The 16314-nt window shown below is 64.8% G+C and carries 11 protein-coding genes, 1 tRNA gene and 1 pseudogene; 3 read left to right on the top strand and 10 right to left on the bottom strand.

All coding sequences use genetic code 11. The features are described 5' to 3' along the window. Nucleotides 1-32: 32 nt before the first annotated feature. The 9 genes and pseudogenes from A9762_RS03060 to def form a co-directional block, all read right to left on the bottom strand. Nucleotides 33-108 (bottom strand) — tRNA-Phe (locus A9762_RS03060). A 121-nt stretch (nucleotides 109-229) separates the two neighbouring features. Next, complete coding sequence (locus A9762_RS03055; RefSeq protein ID WP_069340571.1) at nucleotides 230-970, bottom strand: response regulator; 741 nt, start codon at nucleotides 968-970, stop codon at nucleotides 230-232. Next, entirely contained in the window at nucleotides 971-3349 is a 2379-nt protein-coding gene (locus A9762_RS03050; protein ID WP_305778314.1) for a PAS domain-containing sensor histidine kinase, read from the bottom strand. A 193-nt stretch (nucleotides 3350-3542) separates the two neighbouring features. Then, nucleotides 3543-4145 (bottom strand): annotated as a pseudogene (locus tag A9762_RS29135) (DUF4390 domain-containing protein); the annotation flags it as partial. After that, a complete protein-coding gene (rsmB, locus tag A9762_RS03040; RefSeq protein WP_069340615.1) occupies nucleotides 4142-5455 on the bottom strand; it encodes a 16S rRNA (cytosine(967)-C(5))-methyltransferase RsmB in 1314 nt (437 codons plus the stop codon). The gene rsmB and the pseudogene A9762_RS29135, both read right to left, overlap by 4 nt. Nucleotides 5456-5530: 75 nt before the next feature. After that, the gene (gene htpX / locus A9762_RS03035) at nucleotides 5531-6391 is read right to left on the bottom strand and encodes a zinc metalloprotease HtpX (RefSeq protein WP_069340568.1); all 861 of its coding nucleotides are present in this window, start codon (nucleotides 6389-6391) and stop codon (nucleotides 5531-5533) included. 214 nt (nucleotides 6392-6605) lie between these two features. Continuing rightward, nucleotides 6606-7583, bottom strand: coding sequence for a methionyl-tRNA formyltransferase (fmt, locus tag A9762_RS03030; RefSeq protein WP_069340567.1), 978 nt, complete (start codon nucleotides 7581-7583; stop codon nucleotides 6606-6608). 65 nt (nucleotides 7584-7648) lie between these two features. After that, the gene (locus A9762_RS03025; protein ID WP_083253580.1) at nucleotides 7649-9397 is read right to left on the bottom strand and encodes a glycosyltransferase family 39 protein; all 1749 of its coding nucleotides are present in this window, start codon (nucleotides 9395-9397) and stop codon (nucleotides 7649-7651) included. Nucleotides 9398-9562: 165 nt separating this feature from the next. Then, the gene (gene def, locus A9762_RS03020) at nucleotides 9563-10066 is read right to left on the bottom strand and encodes a peptide deformylase (RefSeq protein WP_069340613.1); all 504 of its coding nucleotides are present in this window, start codon (nucleotides 10064-10066) and stop codon (nucleotides 9563-9565) included. Nucleotides 10067-10198: 132 nt separating this feature from the next. On the opposite strand from def, the gene dprA reads away from it, so the two are divergent. The 3 genes from dprA to A9762_RS03005 all read left to right on the top strand — a co-directional run bounded on the left by dprA (nucleotide 10199) and on the right by A9762_RS03005 (nucleotide 14947). After that, nucleotides 10199-11524 (top strand): DNA-processing protein DprA, encoded by a 1326-nt coding sequence (gene dprA / locus A9762_RS03015; RefSeq protein ID WP_083253590.1) that lies wholly within the window; start codon nucleotides 10199-10201, stop codon nucleotides 11522-11524. Between the two features lie 45 nt (nucleotides 11525-11569). Beyond that, nucleotides 11570-11959, top strand: a complete 390-nt coding sequence (locus A9762_RS03010) for a thioredoxin family protein (RefSeq protein ID WP_069340566.1) — start codon at nucleotides 11570-11572, stop codon at nucleotides 11957-11959. Nucleotides 11960-12241: 282 nt separating this feature from the next. Then, nucleotides 12242-14947 (top strand): DNA topoisomerase III, encoded by a 2706-nt coding sequence (locus tag A9762_RS03005; RefSeq protein ID WP_069340565.1) that lies wholly within the window; start codon nucleotides 12242-12244, stop codon nucleotides 14945-14947. Between the two features lie 126 nt (nucleotides 14948-15073). Here the strand turns inward: A9762_RS03005 and A9762_RS03000 are convergent, their stop codons facing one another. Beyond that, nucleotides 15074-16048, bottom strand: a complete 975-nt coding sequence (locus A9762_RS03000; RefSeq protein WP_069340564.1) for a LysR family transcriptional regulator — start codon at nucleotides 16046-16048, stop codon at nucleotides 15074-15076. Nucleotides 16049-16314 lie beyond the last annotated feature (266 nt).

The following is a 16314-nucleotide window of genomic DNA, read 5'->3' as shown; positions in this document are numbered from 1 at the left end:
AGGGCTTGCGATATGCGCAAGCCCTTCGAATTTGGTGGCCTGGGTCGGAATCGAACCAACGACACGCGGATTTTCAATCCGCTGCTCTACCAACTGAGCTACCGGGCCAAGAGAAAAGCGATTATAGAGACTGAATCCGCTTTGTGCAAGCCCTTATCTTCATTTCACTGAAAAATCTGCGCGAAAGCGGCATGACGGCGCGCCGTAGCGCGTCGTGTCGCCGTATTCATCAGGTCTTGCTCTTGGAGAGTTCGACGCCCAGTTGCTTGAGCTTGCGATACAAATGCGTGCGTTCCAGCCCGGTTTTCTCGGCCACGCGCGTCATGCTGCCGTGTTCCTTGGCCAGATGGTAAGCAAAGTAGGCGCGCTCGAAGGCGTCGCGGGCTTCGCGCAGCGGCACGTCGAAGGAGATGTCGGCGGACATGCCCACACCGGCAACGCCGCTCACGCCATCGACATCGTTCGCGCCGAGCGGCACATGATGCGACGCCGTGCCGTTCAGTCCCGTGCTCGCGTGACGCGTCTCGCTCTCGCCGAACACGCCGGTGTCGAGCGTATCGTCATCGGCGTCGAAGGCGCCGGCCGTGCCGCCGGAAGCTTCACGCTTGCCGCGCGCCAGTCCCTGCTCCACCGCCTGCAACAGCTTTTGCAGCGCGATGGGCTTCTCCAGGAAATTGAGCGCACCGATTTTGGTCGCCTCGACGGCGGTATCGATCGTCGCGTGTCCCGACATCATGATCACGGGCATGGTCAGCAACTGCTGTGCCGCCCATTCCTTGAGCAAGGTCACGCCGTCGGTATCGGGCATCCAGATATCGAGCAGCACGAGGTCGGGCGTGTGCGCGGCACGGAACACGCGCGCTTCATGCGCGTTCTCCGCCACCTCCACGACATGCCCCTCGTCGCTCAGAATCTCCGAGAGCAGCTCCCGGATCCCCATTTCGTCATCCACCACCAAAATGGTTGCCATTTACGCTACCTTCGTGTGTTCTGCCGGCTTGTTGCGCGGCAGTTCCTGGTCGTCAGCCAATTGAGTAAACAAGATCGAAATCTGTGCACCTGCACTGCCTTCGCCCTCGGGCAACGGTCGGTTACGGATATCGATGCGCGCCTGATGCTCATCGATGATCTTCTTGACCATCGCCAGCCCGAGGCCGGTGCCCTTCGCCTTGGTCGTCACGTAGGGTTCGAAGGCGCGGGTCAGAATGCGCGCCGGGAAACCCGGCCCGTTGTCCGTGATCGTCAGACGCACTGCCGTGCGCTTCGGTTCACCTGGGTGCACATCCGTTCCTGCGTATTCTACTGTCTTCGTTTCCACCGTGATAAGAGGGTTTTCGGTTCCGCCGACGGCATCTTGAGCATTCTGCAGCAGATTATGGATAACCTGCCGCAATTGCGTCGAGTCTCCGCGAATCTCAGGCAGCCCCGCATCAAGGTACGGCCGAATCGTGCCGCGCCCTTCGTCCACGCCATATAACGTCAGTACTTCGCCGATCAGCTCGTTGATCTGCAACGGATGCATGATCGCCGGCGGCAGCCGCGCGTAGTCGCGGAAATCGTCGACCATGCGCTTCATCGCCGCCACCTGATTGACGATGGTCGTCGCGCCCTTGCGCAGCACCTCGGCGTCGGCCGGCGGCAGCTTGTCCGACAATTTCATCTGCAAGCGCTCGGCCGACAACTGGATCGGCGTGAGCGGATTCTTGATCTCGTGCGCCAGACGTCGCGCCACTTCGGCCCACGCCACCGAGCGCTGTGCCGAGATCACGTCGCTGATGTCGTCGAACACCACCACATACCCGCCGCCCGCGCGCGTGGGCACCCCGGCCACGGCCACCATCGGCTCCGGCAGATGCGAGCCGCGCACCAGCAGCGTCACCCCATCGGTCTCGCCCGGCAACGTCAGGCCGATTTGCTGCTGCCAGTGCCCGCCCGGACCGAGGTCGGCGTTGGCATCGCGATCGGCGAACGCGCGCCGCAGCGTTTCACCGAACTCTACCAGTGCCGGGATATGCGCCGGCGAGCGGTTCAGTTCGCCCTGAAAACTTTGCTTGAAGATGCGCTCGGCGCCGGCGTTGGCCGTCGTCAGACGAAAGTCGCGATCGAACACGAACACGCCGGCCGTCAGGCTCGACAGAATACTTTCCAGGTGGGCCTTCGAGCTTTCGAGCGCGAGCCGGTTACGCTCGACCGTGGCGCGCGCATCGGACAACTGACGCGTCATCGCGTTGAACGCCTGCGTGAGAAAGCCGAGTTCGTCGTTGGTGCGCACTTCGCCCTTGGGCGACAAGTCGCCCGCCGCCACTTCCTGCGTGCCGCGCGCGAGCAGGAACAGCGGACGCGCCAGCTGACTGCCCAGCGCCAGCGCGAGCATCATCGCGACGAACGTAGCCAGGAACAGCGACAACGTGAGCGTGCCGATGTACATCTTGCGCAGACCGGTGCGGCCGAGCGCCTTCTCCTGATATTCACGGTAGGCGTTCTGTACCGCCTCGGCGTTCTGCGCGAGATTGGTGGGCACCAGTTGCGTGACTTGCAGGAACCGCTCGTCGTCCTGCAACGAGGAGGTGTAGCTCGACGGTACCCGTATCACCACGCGCCAGCGAAGCTGATCGTGCCCTTCGTGTCTGTCATACCCTTCGCTGCCGCCCTCGATCGCCGTGTAACCGCGCGATTGTGTGCGCGCCTGACGCAGCATGAGCGGTGTCGGCAGATCCGGCACCAGCGCATTGAAGTTACCCGAGGCGGACGCCAGCACACGTCCGTTACCGTCGACGATGGTCGCGTCCTGCAAACCGAACTGGTCGCGCATGCGAAGCAGCGTAAGCGTGCCGCCCTTGTCGCCGCTCGACGCCAGATTGTCCGCGACCAGTTGCGCCTTCGCACCAAGATCCGACAGCCCGTTGTTCAGAATCGCGCGGCCGAGTTCGAGGCCGGAATCGAGCGCGGTCTCCACGCGGACGTCGAACCACGATTCGATACTGCGCGAGACGAACTGCAACGACACCAGATAAATGATGCCGCCGGGCAGCACACCGACCAGCGCGAAAAAGATCGCCAGCTTGGCGAGCAGTCGCGTGCCGAAGCGCCGCTGACGCAAGCGCACCAGAATGATCCAGACGAGCGCGCCGACGATGAAGACGAAGATGATCGCGACCGCAATGTTCGCCGTGTAGAGCAGCGAGTAATAGCGGTCGAAGAATTCGGTATTGGCCGACGCGAGCGCCAGCAGGCCGAACAGACCGATGGCGACCAGCGCCATCGTGACGATCAGCGTGCGAATGACGATGTGCTTGAGCAGGCCGCCGCCGTTATTTGACACGGGTCGCTCCGGGCGGCACCGCCGCATTGAAGGCGAGCGGCAACTTGCCCGTCGGCCCGGAAGCGGCATTCGGCGTCTCGGACATGGGCGTCGCCGTCAGTCCCGACAACCCGCCGCCGGACAACGTGCCGGGCGGCGCGAGCGACAGACGCGAGGAGGGCAACGCGGGCATCGACACCGTGGCAGCCAATGGTGGCGTCGGTGACGAGAGGCTCGCCGCCGCCGGTTGTGCCGGAGAGAACAGGAAGCGGGCCCAGTCCGAACTGAGGTTCCAGTCGCGGTTGTTCACGGCGTCGATCTGGAACGGCTTGGGCATGAGGGCATTGTCCAGACGCATGCGCACGGACGCCTGATACTGCGTGCCCGGCTTGACCACGCCCTTGTCGATCACACGCCAGCCGCTGACGTTGCGCACCAGCGCGAGGGCTTCGCGCAACGAGCCGAAGCCGAGTTGCAGACCGCCGCTGTTGCTGTTGCCGTTATTGCTGGAGACACGGTACTGACGCGTGAGCGGCTGGAACCACAGCCGTACGCTTTGCGACGTATTCACGACCTTCTCGTCGAACCAGTACCAGCGCGAGCGGGTGAGTTCGAAGTCGGTCGTGAAGTACAGAGAGACGCCACGATTGACGGCGTCTTCGAGACTGTTGTTGAGCTCGAAGGCAAAGCGTGCGTCGAGCGTCCAGCCACCGTCGGACGGTTCTAGCCGGGCCTCGCGCACCTGGATATCGTTTTCGGCGCGCGCGGGCGCCGCGTAGCCGAGCGCGAAGACGCTCAGCAGCAGCGGCAGCAGGCAGGCCAGTAGCCGTTGGGAGAATGTCACCGTTTCTGGAAACGAGCGTAGTAGAAGCCGTCGTGGGCACCGCCGGGCGTCATCAGCAGTTGCCCGGGAGCGTCCAATCGTACCGCATCTGCGCGAACCCGTTCAAACCATTGCGCTTGTTGTTCGTTTTCCGATGGAAAGACGGAGCACGTCGCGTAGATCAGTTCGCCGCCTACGGCCAGCGTCTCCCAGAGGGCCAGCAGAATGCGACGTTGCTCCTCGACCAGCGCGGCGATGTCGGCCTCGCGACGCAGCCAGCGAATGTCCGGATGACGACGCACGATACCGGCGGCCGAGCACGGCACGTCCGCCAGAATCCGGTCGAACGGCACGCCGTCCCAACCGCCGCCCGACCACTTCGACGGGGTGCCCGCGTCGCCGATACGCACGTCGGCTTCCAGCCCCAGACGTTCGAGATTCTCGTAGATGCGCGGTACGCGTGTGCGATCGGATTCGAGCGCCGTGACGTGAACGTCCGCCATTTCCAGCAGGTGACCGGTCTTGCCGCCCGGTGCCGCACAGGCGTCCAGCACACGCATGCCGGCGCGCGGCTGCTCGCCGAGCACGAGGGGCGCCGCCAGTTGCGCGCCCGCGTCCTGCACCGACACCCAGCCGTCGGCGAAGCCCGGCAGACGATCCACCGGCACGGCCTGCGCCAGACGCAGCGCGACCGGACCGATGACCTCCGCGTCCATGCCCGCGGCGGCCAGATTCGCGCGCATCGCCTCGACGCTGACGCGCCGTGTATTCACACGCAGCGTCATCGGACCACGGCTGTCGCCCGCGCTCAGCAACGTCTCCCATTGGTCCGGGTAGGCTGCGCGCACGGTATCGATCCACCACGCCGGGTAATTCCAGCGGGCTTCGGGCTGCGTGGCGATGGCCGCCATCAGTTCGCGACGTTCGCGCAGAAAGCGCCGCAGTACCGCATTGGCGAGCCCCTTGGCCGCCACGGTGCGACGTTGTGCGGCAATGGCCTCGACGGCCTGATCGACGACGGTAAATTCGGTGTATGCCGCGCCGTCCGGCTCGTCTTGCAGCAACGCGAGGGCGCACAGCAGGATGTCGCGCACGCGGGCCTGAAGCGTCGGTTTGACGAGCAACGCGAGCAGCGCCCGGCTGCTACCCAGACGCCGTACGGCGCGGTAAGCGAGATCCTGCGTGGCGGCGCGCACGGTCGGTGCGCACTGGACGGTCGCCTGTGCAAGCGCCTGCGGCAAAGCGGTGCCCTTCTGGACGGATTCGACAGCCTGAGCGGCGCGTTGCAGCGCGTAGGCCAGGGATTCGGTGGGCAGACTCGGTTGCGGCATGGGCATTCTGAAAACGAACATGCCCGCGCGACGGCGGGCATGAGGACTATCGGACGGCTGTCGGGCGACAGGATATCAGACGGGGTATTGCCCGGTGCGGGCCATCTCCATCAGACGCGCAACGCGTTCTTCCGTCGCCGGGTGCGTCGAGAACAAATTGGCGAGACGGCCGCCGGACAGCGGATTCATGATCATCATCTGCGCCGTGGCCGGATGTTGCTCGGCCGTATCGAACGGAATGCCCTGCGCATAACGATGAATCTTGTCGAGCGCCATCGCCAGCGACTGCGGGTCGCCGGAGATCTCGGCACCGCCCCGGTCCGCCTCGAACTCACGGGCACGCGAGATCGCCATCTGGATCAGCGACGCGGCCAGCGGCGCGAGAATCGCCACCGCAATGCTGGCGATCGGATTGGCCGGACGACCATTCTCGTCGCGCCCGCCGAAGAACATGGCGAAGTTCGCAAGCGCGGAAATCGCACCGGCCATCGTCGCGGAAATCGTCGAGATGAGAATGTCGCGATGCTTCACGTGCGCCAGCTCGTGCGCCATCACCCCGCGCAGCTCACGCTCGGAGAGCACGCGCAGAATCCCGGTCGTCGCCGCCACGGCAGCGTTCTCCGGATTGCGGCCAGTGGCGAATGCGTTCGGGGCGTCCTCGTTGATCAGGTACACCTTCGGCATCGGCAGTCCGGCACGCTGCGCCAGCTCGCGCACCATGTTGTAGAACTGCGGTGCGCTGGTCTCGTCGACTTGCTGCGCGTTGTACATGCGCAGCACCATCTTGTCCGAGAACCAGTACGAAAAGAAATTCATCGCGAGCGCAAACGCCAGCGCGAGCATCATGCCCTGCTTGCCGCCGATCATGCCGCCCACCACCATGAACAACGCGGTGATGGCCGCCATCAGCAGGGTGGTCTTCATCCAATTGAACATGGTGTTCTCCTCTGCAAATTCTTGATGACCTCAGGAAGTCACGCACTTTGCGTGTCCTCGGGCGTTAGATGGCGGCGCATCCCGAAAATTCAACGCCTGACGTGCCCAGTCGGGCATTTTTTCAGACGTTCCATGCGATTCAACGCGACTTCAACGACGTTTTACGCCATTTTCGTACTGTTTTGATGTCCAGAACGCCGTCATCCCAATAAATTCAACTTGATGCGCCCGACGTAAAGACGTCACCCGCTGCCAACGCAAACCCGGCGAGGAACTCGCGCACCGGCAGGCGCTTGCCGCCCGGCTTCTGGCATTCGGTCACGCGCAGCGCACCTTCACCGCAGGCGATCACGATGGCGTCAGCGCTCACTTCCAGCACCGTGCCCGGCGTCACCCCCGGCTTGCCTGCAACCGGGCTGGCGCGCCACAGCTTCACCGGTGTGTCGTGCACCGTGCCCAACGCGCCGGGGAACGGGTCGAACGCCCGCACCTGACGGGCCAGCACCTCGGCCGGCTTGTGCCAGTCGAGCGCCGCTTCCTGCTTGGCGATCTTCTCGGCGTAGGTCACCCCCGCCTCGGGCTGCGCTTCGGACGGCAAGTGGCCGTCGCGCGCGAGTTGTTGCAGGGCCTCGACGATCAGCTTGCCGCCGAGCGCCGCCATGCGGTCGTGCAGCGTGGCCGTCGTGTCTTCCGGCCCGATGGGCTCGGCTTCGCGCAGAATCATCGCGCCCGTGTCGAGGCCGGCGTCCATCTGCATGATGGTGATGCCGGTCTCGGCGTCGCCCGCCTCGATGGCGCGATGGATCGGTGCCGCGCCGCGCCAGCGCGGCAGCAAGGACCCATGGATGTTCAGGCAGCCGTAGCGTGGCAGGTCGAGGACTTCCTGCGGCAGGATCAGGCCGTAGGCTGCCACGACCATGACGTCCGGCGCGAGCGCGCGCAGCTGCTCGATGGCCGCCGACGCGTCTTCCGGATACTTCCCGTTGCGGCGCAGTGACGGCGGCTGCGCCACCGGCATGCCGTGTTCCTGCGCGTAGCGTTTCACCGGGCTGGCTTGCAGCTTCATGCCCCGTCCAGCAGGACGGTCCGGCTGAGTGAGCACCAACTCCACGGAGAAGCCAGCAGCATCGATGGCGGCGAGCGCGGTTTGTGCAAATTCCGGCGTACCGGCGAAAACGATGCGAAGCGTCATGATGGACTTCCTCCTGCGGACAGCTTGAATACTTGGATAGGCGCGAACGAACGGCCAGCGTCGGCTTATTGGGCAGCCGCCACGGCACCCGGCGCAGCGGACCGGACAAAGGCCCGGAAACGCTCGTTCGTATCGCCGGCGCGGCCGCCTTGCCAGATTTCCTGCCAGCCACTGGGCACCGAAATGCGGGCGTTGGCCTTGTCGAGCACAAGCAACCTGCCGCAGCGCGGCGCCTCCGCCAGACTCGTCAACTGCACCGGCCGCACGTCGATGAAATAGTCGAGCATGCCGCGCTCCGATTCACCCACGTTGAACGACCCGACGCAAGCACTCGCTTCGGAAGCGCCCGTCTTCGGCGCCTTCGCCAGCACCTCACCGAGGGCCGCGAACGGCGTGCGATAGCTACGTGCCTCGTTGACCCAGGGCAGCAGCAACGTCGAGAGCGTGCCCCACACAAACAACAGGCCGGCGAATCCGAAGACCAGCGCGCCGAGCTGACGGCGACGTACGATGGCCGCCACCCACAATCCGGCGATGACGAGTGCCGCAAGCACCAGCCCGGGCGAGAACGGCAACGCGTAGTCGAGCGGCAGCCATTTGCCGATCGGACCGGCCGCGACGTGGCCGTTGCCGGTCAGTTGCAATCCCCAGCGCGCCCAGAGGAAAAGGCCCAGCACACTCATGAGGACAAGCGCCACGCCGGACCACGTCTTCTCCAGCCACGACGGCAGACGCACGCCCGCACCCAGTACCGCAATCGCGGGGAACAGCGACAACATATAGATATCGCGGATGGCCGACGACACCACCAGCGTCAGGACGAACAGCACGACGTACAGCCACAGCATGGCGAGTTCGGGGCGCTCGGCGACGAAACGTCGCACACCGCCCAGGCGCAACTGCGCCACCAGCGCGCCAAGCGCGAGCCAGCCTGCGGGGAAGGTCAGCCCGAGCAGACTCGTCACGTCGTTCCAGTACGACTTGCGCTCACCACCGAGATGAACGAACCCGAAGAAACGCCCGAAGTTGTTATCCCAGAACCACTCGATGAACAGCGGCTCGGACGCATGCCAGAACAGCACCGGCCAGATGATCAGCCACGGCAGCGACGCGAGCACCGCCCAGCCAAGCGCCGCCGCATAGCGGCGCGTGCGATAGGCCGGCAGAACGAGCACGGCCAGTGCGGTCAGCCCAAGTACGCCCGGCACCAGCAGCCCCTTGCTGAGGAATGCGATACCCGCGCCCGTGCCGAACAGCAGGCCCCACAGGCGCGCGGAGTTCTCGGCTCTCGCCAGACGCGCCAGCGCGGCCAGTGCGAGTGCGGCCCCGGCCAGTTGGGGCACGTCTGCCGTCAGTTTGTGGATGTTTTCGATGGCGCCGAAGCTGCCGACCATGAGCATCGGCGCGAGCCAGTTGAACCGGTCGGTGCCGTGCAATCGCTGTGCCAGACGTCCCACACAGAGCACAGCGATGACGAGCCACACGAGCACGGCGATCTGCGCGCCCTGGAAGACCGGCAGCACGCCGGACGTCAGCCGGGCGAACAGCGCGCCCGTCCAGTACATGACCGGCGGCTTCTCCACGAAGGGATCGGCCCCCACGCGCGGCACGATCAGGTCGTGCCCGCGGAAGAAGTTCAGCACCATGCCGACCGAATACGGCTCGTCGGCTTTCCATGGATCGCGGTCGAACAGACCGGCAAGCAGAAAGGCAAACAGGAGCGCTGCGCTCAGCCAGAAGATCGTGCGGGTACGGGACGCAGACGACGAGGCGGATGAAGCTGACGCAGGTGGCGTATGGGTAGCGATGGACATCTCGGCAGACAGTCGGGAGTTTGGCCCGACGGCAGACGTTCGAGACGCCCCGTCGCAGCAGCAGAAGGCGGGCGCATGGCCCGCGAGCGCTGCAAGTATAGAGGACTTTACCGGGCGCGCCCACGGCGGGCGGCCCTTTCAGGCAGGAAGGAGGTCGGAAGACGCTCAGGCGCGCTCGGCCTGCTTCTTCATCTTTGACTTGATGCGGTTGCGCTTGAGCGGCGAGAGGTACTCGACGAACACGCGCCCCTTGAGGTGATCCATCTCATGCTGGATGCACACGGCGAGCAGGTCGTCGGCGTCGATGACGAACTTCTCGCCCTTCTCGTCGAGTGCTTCCACGCGCACGCGATCGGCACGTTCGACTTCGTCGTAGATGCCCGGCACGGAGAGGCAACCCTCTTCGTAGACCTTCTGTTCGTCGCTGCGCCAGACGATCTTCGGGTTGATGAACACGCGCAATTCGTCGCGCGTTTCCGAGAGGTCCATCACGATGACTTGTTCGTGGACGTCGACCTGCGTGGCGGCGAGGCCGATGCCGGGAGCGTCGTACATGGTCTCGGCCATGTCCTTGACGAGCTGACGGATCCGGTCGTCGACCTCGGCGACCGGCTTGGCCACCTTGTGCAGACGCGGATCGGGATACTGAAGAATGGGTAGTAATGCCATGATGAAAACGGGAATTCGCCGCATTGCCTCACGGGCCGCCGCCAACGCACAATCGTGTGATGGCTGGGTGCGCGGCGAAACGCTGTCGCGCGCTCCGCCTGCTCTGGCCCCCCGGTCAATGCTTACCGGATGATGAAAAATTTTAGCATAGCGCTCCCGCCGGTGCTGGCGGTCGAAACGGCCCCGGCCGTCGGCAATGCCCGTCCCGTCGACGTTACCGGCCTTCCCTGCGTCGGAATCGACGCCAGCGTCACGCCCTTCGATTCGACGTCCATACGGGCACGCGCGGCGGCTGATTCAGGGGCTGATCCACGCATCCACTCGCAGATCGGTGCCGATCGCGAGGAAATCAAGGACTGGCTGCGGCTGTGTCATACGCCCGGCGTGCCGCCCGCTGCGGTGCGTCGTTTGCTCACGGCATTCGGCCCGCCCGCCGCGATCTTCGGTGCCTCACGCGCCGCATTGACGGATGTCGTTCCGGTGGACGTCGCGGCACGCCTGCTGGCGCGAACATCGCCAGAACTGCACGCGCAGATCGCCCTTACGCTCGAATGGGCCGATCGTCCGGGATGTGCCGTCGTCACGTTGTCCGAGGCGGCGTATCCCCGTGCGCTACTGACGCTCGGCGACCCACCGCCGATGTTGTACTGTCGGGGCGACGCCGGACTCGCGAATCGCGCCGGCCCCGCCGGAGCGCGCGCGGCAGCGCTGGTCGGCAGCCGCCGCGCCACCCCGCAGGGCCGCGACAACGCCCGGCATTTCGCCCGCGTGCTGGGCGACGCCGGCGTAACGGTCGTATCGGGACTCGCAGCCGGGATCGACGCGGCAGCGCACGAAGGTGCGCTCGACACCGCAGGCGGCACATGTGCGGTCATCGGCACCGGCGCGGATGTCGTCTATCCGGCGCGGCACCGTGCGCTGACCGAGCAAATCGCAGCGCGTGGGCTGGTGCTCTCGGCGTTTCCCATCGGCACCCCGCCCCGGCCCGAACACTTCCCGCGTCGCAACCGGCTCATCGCCGCACTCGCGCGATGCACGGTGGTCATCGAGGCCACGACGCAGTCGGGATCGCTTATCACGGCGCGTCTGGCGGGCGAACTGGGACGCGACGTGCTCGCCGTCCCGGGCTCCATCCACGCGCCGCAGAGCCGGGGCTGCCATGTGCTTATCCGGGACGGCGCGACGCTTGCCGCCTCCCCCGACGATGTCCTGGAAGCCATGGGCATTGGGCCGCAGGGCATGCCGCCAGTCCACCCCATCATGTCCCCCGAGCCGACGGCGCCGGCCACGACAGCAGTCCTGAAAGCGCTGGGGTATGATCCCGTCAGCGCCGACACCCTGTGTGAGCGCACCGGACTGAGCGTCGCGGCCGTGCTGTCGCAGCTCGGCGTGCTTGAGCTGGATGGCCGCATCGGTCGTCTGCCCGGTGGCCGCTTTGTCCGGCGAGAGGCTGCATGAGCGCCCTGCCCGTCCCCCCAATCCCGGAACCGATACCCCGACACCATGCCCGTTTTCGATCCCGTCGCCGACCGTCCCGCACTTGCCGCTGCGCTGGCCGATGGCAACCCGCGGCTGGTGGCGTGCCTGTGCGCGGCGTGGTGCGGCACGTGCCGTGAATACGCGCAGACGTTCGAGCAACTGGCGGCGAAGCATCCCGACTGGTGTTTCGTCTGGGTGGATATCGAAACGCACGCCGACTGGCTGGACGACCACGATATCGAGAACTTTCCGACGCTGCTGATTCAGGACGCCCCGCAGTCCGCCGGCCAGGCCCGCTTCTTTGGCCCCGTGCTGCCGGCTATCGGCATTCTGGAGCGAATGCTCGACGCCGGCGTACTGGGCGACGCCACAGTGGTCGCACCGGCGTTGCGCGAGCATCTGCTTGCCGATTGACGGCGGTGCGATGGATGGCGGCAGGCGTCCTGGCGACCGGTCCCGGTGCCCGATAGCACCTGCCGGAACGAGGCAGCGCCCCATTGGGAAACGCTGCGACGCCGTGCCACAGCGCCACGGCGGCCGGGCCGCCCCCACCCTTGCCGCCGGCTTGCGACGCGCTTATGATGTGCCGCTTTCAGGCACGCCTTGTGCCCGATCCGACGGCAACGCCGGATTGGCTATATGTTATAAAGCCAACGAATGTCGCCTGGCGACACCCCCTCAACATTACTTAACGTCATGTCAAAAGCTCTGATCATTGCCGAGAAACCGTCTGTCGCGAATGACATCGCGCGGGCGCTGGGCGGCTTTACCAAGCATGACGAGTACTTCGAGAACGACGACTACGTCGTCTCGTCGGCGGTTGGCCACCTCGTCGAAATCGGCGCGCCGGAAGACTATGAAGTCAAACGCGGCAAGTGGAGCTTCGCCAACCTTCCCGTGATTCCCCCGCACTTCGACCTCAAGCCGATCGCCAAGAGCGAGTCGCGTCTGAAGGTGCTCACCCGTCTCATCAAGCGCAAGGACGTGGATGTCCTGATCAACGCCTGTGACGCGGGGCGCGAAGGGGAACTGATTTTCCGTCTGATCGCGCAACACGCGAAGGCGAAGCAGCCAGTCAAGCGTCTGTGGCTCCAGTCGATGACGCCGCAATCGATCCGCGACGGCTTCACGCGCCTGCGCACCGACGGCGACATGCTGCCGCTGGCCGACGCTGCCCGCAGCCGCGCCGAAGCCGACTGGCTGGTCGGTATCAACGGCACGCGTGCCATGACCGCCTTCAACAGCAAGGGCGGCGGCTTCTTCCTGACGACCGTGGGCCGCGTGCAAACGCCCACGCTGTCGATCGTGGTCGAGCGCGAAGAGAAGATTCGCAAGTTCGTGTCGCGCGACTATTGGGAAGTGAAGGCCGAGTTCGTCGCCGCCGCCGGCTTCTATGAAGGCCGCTGGTTCGACCCGAATTTCAAGCGCAACGAATTCGACCCCGAGCAGCGCGATTCGCGTCTGTGGAGTCTGGCTGCGGCCGAATCGGTCGTCGCCGCCGTACGTGGCAAGCACGGCACCGTCACCGAAGAATCGAAGCCGTCGAGCCAGCTCTCGCCGCTGCTGTTCGACCTGACGAGCCTGCAACGCGAGGCCAACAGCCGCTTCGGTTTCTCGGCCAAGAACACGCTCGGTCTGGCGCAGGCGCTGTACGAAAAGCACAAGGTGCTGACGTACCCGCGTACCGACGCCCGTGCGCTGCCGGAAGACTATCTGGAGACCGTCAAAGAGACGATGGCTGTGCTCAAGGAGAGCAACAACTATCACCAGTTCGCCAACCAGGTCCTGAACAAGGACTGGGTCAAGCCGAACAAGCGGATCTTCGACAACAGCAAGATCAGCGATCACTTTGCCATCATCCCGACGCTCCAGGCGCCGAAGAACCTCTCCGAGCCGGAGCAGAAGCTGTACGACCTCGTGGTCAAACGCTTCCTGGCGGTGTTCTTCCCGGCGGCCGAGTATCAGGTGACGACCCGCATCACGGAAGTGGTCGGTCATCACTTCAAGACCGAAGGCAAGGTGCTCGTGCAGGCCGGCTGGCTGGCCATCTACGGCAAGGAAGGCGCCGACGACGGCAAGACCGCCAAGGAAGAGCAACCGAACCTCGTGCCGGTCGCCAAGGATGAGAGGGTCGGCGTCGACAAGGTCGCGGCGGTCGGTTTGCAAACCAAACCGCCTGCACGCTATAGCGAAGCCACGCTGCTCTCCGCCATGGAAGGCGCGGGCAAGCTCGTCGAAGACGGCGAATTGCGCGAAGCGATGGCCGGCAAGGGTCTCGGCACGCCAGCCACACGCGCGGCGATCATCGAAGGTCTGCTCACGGAAAAGTACCTCGTGCGCGAAGGCCGTGAGTTGCATCCGACGGCCAAGGCGTTCCAGCTGATGACGCTGCTGCGCGGCCTCGGCGTGGACGAACTCACGCTGCCCGAACTGACGGGCGAATGGGAAGCCAAGCTCTCGCAGATCGAGCGCGGCGGCCTCAAGCGTGACGAGTTCATGCATGAGATCGCCCAAATGACGCAGACCATCGTCAAGCGCGCGAAGGAATACGACTCCGACACCATCCCCGGCGACTACGCGACGCTCAGCACGCCGTGTCCGCATTGCGGCGGCGTGGTCAAGGAGAACTACCGACGCTTCGCCTGCACGAACTGCAACTTCTCGATTTCGAAGATCCCGGGCGGACGTCAGTTCGAAATTCCGGAAGTCGAAGAACTGCTGCGCAACAAGACCATCGGTCCGCTGTCGGGTTTCCGCAGCAAGATGGGACGTCCGTTCTCGGCCATCATCAAGCTCTCGCCCGACGATGAAATGGGCTACAAGCTCGAATTCGACTTCGGTCAGGACAACGGCGACGAAGACGGCGAAGCGCCGGACTTCACGGGCCAGGAGCCGGTCGGTCATTGCCCGAAGTGCAACGGACGTGTGTTCGAGCACGGCATGCGCTACGTGTGCGAGAACGCCGTGGCCAACCCGAAGACTTGCGATTTCACGTCGGGCAAGGTGATTCTCCAGCAGGAAATCTCGCGCGAGCAGATTCACAAGCTGCTCACCGAGGGCAAGACGGACCTGCTGACGAACTTCAAGTCGTCGCGCACCGGTCGCACGTTCAAGGCGTATCTGGCCAAGCAGAAGGACGGCAAGATCGGCTTCGAATTCGAGGCGAAGGCGCCGAAGAAGACGGCTGCGAAGGCAGGTGCGGACGAAGGTCAGCAGGACGGAGAAGCGGCAGAGAAGGCCACGCCGGCTCGCAAGACTGCCGCCAAGACGGCTGCGACCAAGGCACCGGCCAAGAAAGCGGCTGCCAAGAAGACGACCGCGAAGGCCAAGCCCGCGACCAAGTCGGCCACTGCCGGCAAGGGCGACGATGCGTCCTTCGACGAGGACGACGCACCGTTCTGAGCCTCACCCCGCCATCGCTAGCGTCATTGCGATGGCGCCCCGGATCACCGGGGCAATGAAAAACGGCCACTACCTCACGGGAGTGGCCGTTTTGCTATCTGGCGCGATTAATACCTCACGCAGCCCTCACACCGGCATTTCGCTCGTGGGTGCGGCCGGTGCGCCGGACGACAGCTTCGGCGGCACCCAGCGCTCCGCGGCCGAAATGCCTTCGTTCTGACGGAAATACTCGACCGTGAGATCGATGAAGCCGCGCGTCTTCGCCGACAGGTACTTGCGGCTCGGATAGACGAGCGAGACGTCGATGGGCGTTTGGGAATAGTTACGCATGAGGGCGACGAGATCGCCGTCGCGCACGTCGTTCCCCACGAGATACGACGGCAGGAACGCAATCCCGTGCCCCAGCAACACCGACTGACGCAGAAGCGCCGTGTTGTTGCAGATGAGCTTGTTCTGCACGCGTACCCGGACTTCACCATCCGGCCCGGCGAACACACGATCGTCGCTCCAGAATTCGCTCGGCAGGCCCAGCACGCCGTGCTCACCCAGTTCCTGCGGCGTGACCGGCTCGCCATGTTCGGCGATGTAGGCGGGCGAGGCGCACAGCATCACGCGCGTTTCCGCCAGTACCCGCGAGATCAGGCTTTCGCTGTTGATCATGCGCGTGAGCAGGATCCCGCAATCGTAGCCCTCCTCGACCAGATCGACGGCGCGGTCGGTCAGCGTGAGATCCACCACGACTTTTGGGTGCAATTCCTGATATTTCTTAACCAGCGGCGCCAGGTTGCGTACCCCGAAAGAGACAGGGGCGACGACCTTCAGCGTCCCCTTCGGATCGCGTGAGGCGCTGGAGATGAGGGCATCGGCTTCGTCGACTTCGTCGATGATCTGCCGGCAGCGTTCGAGGTACACCTGACCGGCGCCGGTCAACGACAGGCTGCGGGTGGTGCGGTTGAGCAGGCGAACGCCGAGATGCGATTCGAGTTCCGCGACGTGCCGCGTGACCACAGCGGCAGACAGATCCATCTGGGCGGCCGTACGGGCAAAACTCCCGTTATCGGCCACTTTGACGAAAACGCGCATCGATTGCAGACGGTCCATGTTGTTTCCAGTCGTGATTTGCCGCGCCGTTCCGGCAACAACGAGTAGGGGCGGACCGGCGACATACCGGTGCTGCGCATACCCGCGGGCACCGGTCGGACCGCCGCCCCGGACGGTCCGGAGCGAGCCTCGCGCATGCCGCCAAAGCGATCGGCACGGCGGGGGACTTCGATGAAGCGGTAGGCTAAGTGTAATTAGGGCGTAGCTTACCGTAGGCGACGAAAAATTGCCTGCCGCGGCAATGATTTCGACGCATGACAGTCATG

This window comes from Pandoraea sp. ISTKB, assembly GCF_001721285.1.
Lineage (GTDB): Bacteria > Pseudomonadota > Gammaproteobacteria > Burkholderiales > Burkholderiaceae > Pandoraea > Pandoraea capi.
The sequence above is the reverse complement of the archived record's forward strand: the minus strand, read 5'-3'. Positions and strand labels throughout refer to the sequence as shown.

Excerpts from the sequence above, each read along its gene's own strand:
- A9762_RS03050 (WP_305778314.1), bottom strand. The coding sequence starts at position 3,349 with ATGCGGCGGTGCCGCCCGGAGCGACCCGTGTCAAATAACGGCGGCGGC.
- htpX (WP_069340568.1), bottom strand. The coding sequence starts at position 6,391 with ATGTTCAATTGGATGAAGACCACCCTGCTGATGGCGGCCATCACCGCG.
- dprA (WP_083253590.1), top strand. The coding sequence starts at position 10,199 with ATGAAAAATTTTAGCATAGCGCTCCCGCCGGTGCTGGCGGTCGAAACG.
- A9762_RS03025 (WP_083253580.1), bottom strand. The coding sequence starts at position 9,397 with ATGTCCATCGCTACCCATACGCCACCTGCGTCAGCTTCATCCGCCTCG.
- A9762_RS03010 (WP_069340566.1), top strand. The coding sequence starts at position 11,570 with ATGCCCGTTTTCGATCCCGTCGCCGACCGTCCCGCACTTGCCGCTGCG.
- A9762_RS03000 (WP_069340564.1), bottom strand. The coding sequence starts at position 16,048 with ATGGACCGTCTGCAATCGATGCGCGTTTTCGTCAAAGTGGCCGATAAC.
- A9762_RS03005 (WP_069340565.1), top strand. The coding sequence starts at position 12,242 with ATGTCAAAAGCTCTGATCATTGCCGAGAAACCGTCTGTCGCGAATGAC.
- A9762_RS03055 (WP_069340571.1), bottom strand. The coding sequence starts at position 970 with ATGGCAACCATTTTGGTGGTGGATGACGAAATGGGGATCCGGGAGCTG.
- def (WP_069340613.1), bottom strand. The coding sequence starts at position 10,066 with ATGGCATTACTACCCATTCTTCAGTATCCCGATCCGCGTCTGCACAAG.
- fmt (WP_069340567.1), bottom strand. The coding sequence starts at position 7,583 with ATGACGCTTCGCATCGTTTTCGCCGGTACGCCGGAATTTGCACAAACC.
- rsmB (WP_069340615.1), bottom strand. The coding sequence starts at position 5,455 with ATGCCGCAACCGAGTCTGCCCACCGAATCCCTGGCCTACGCGCTGCAA.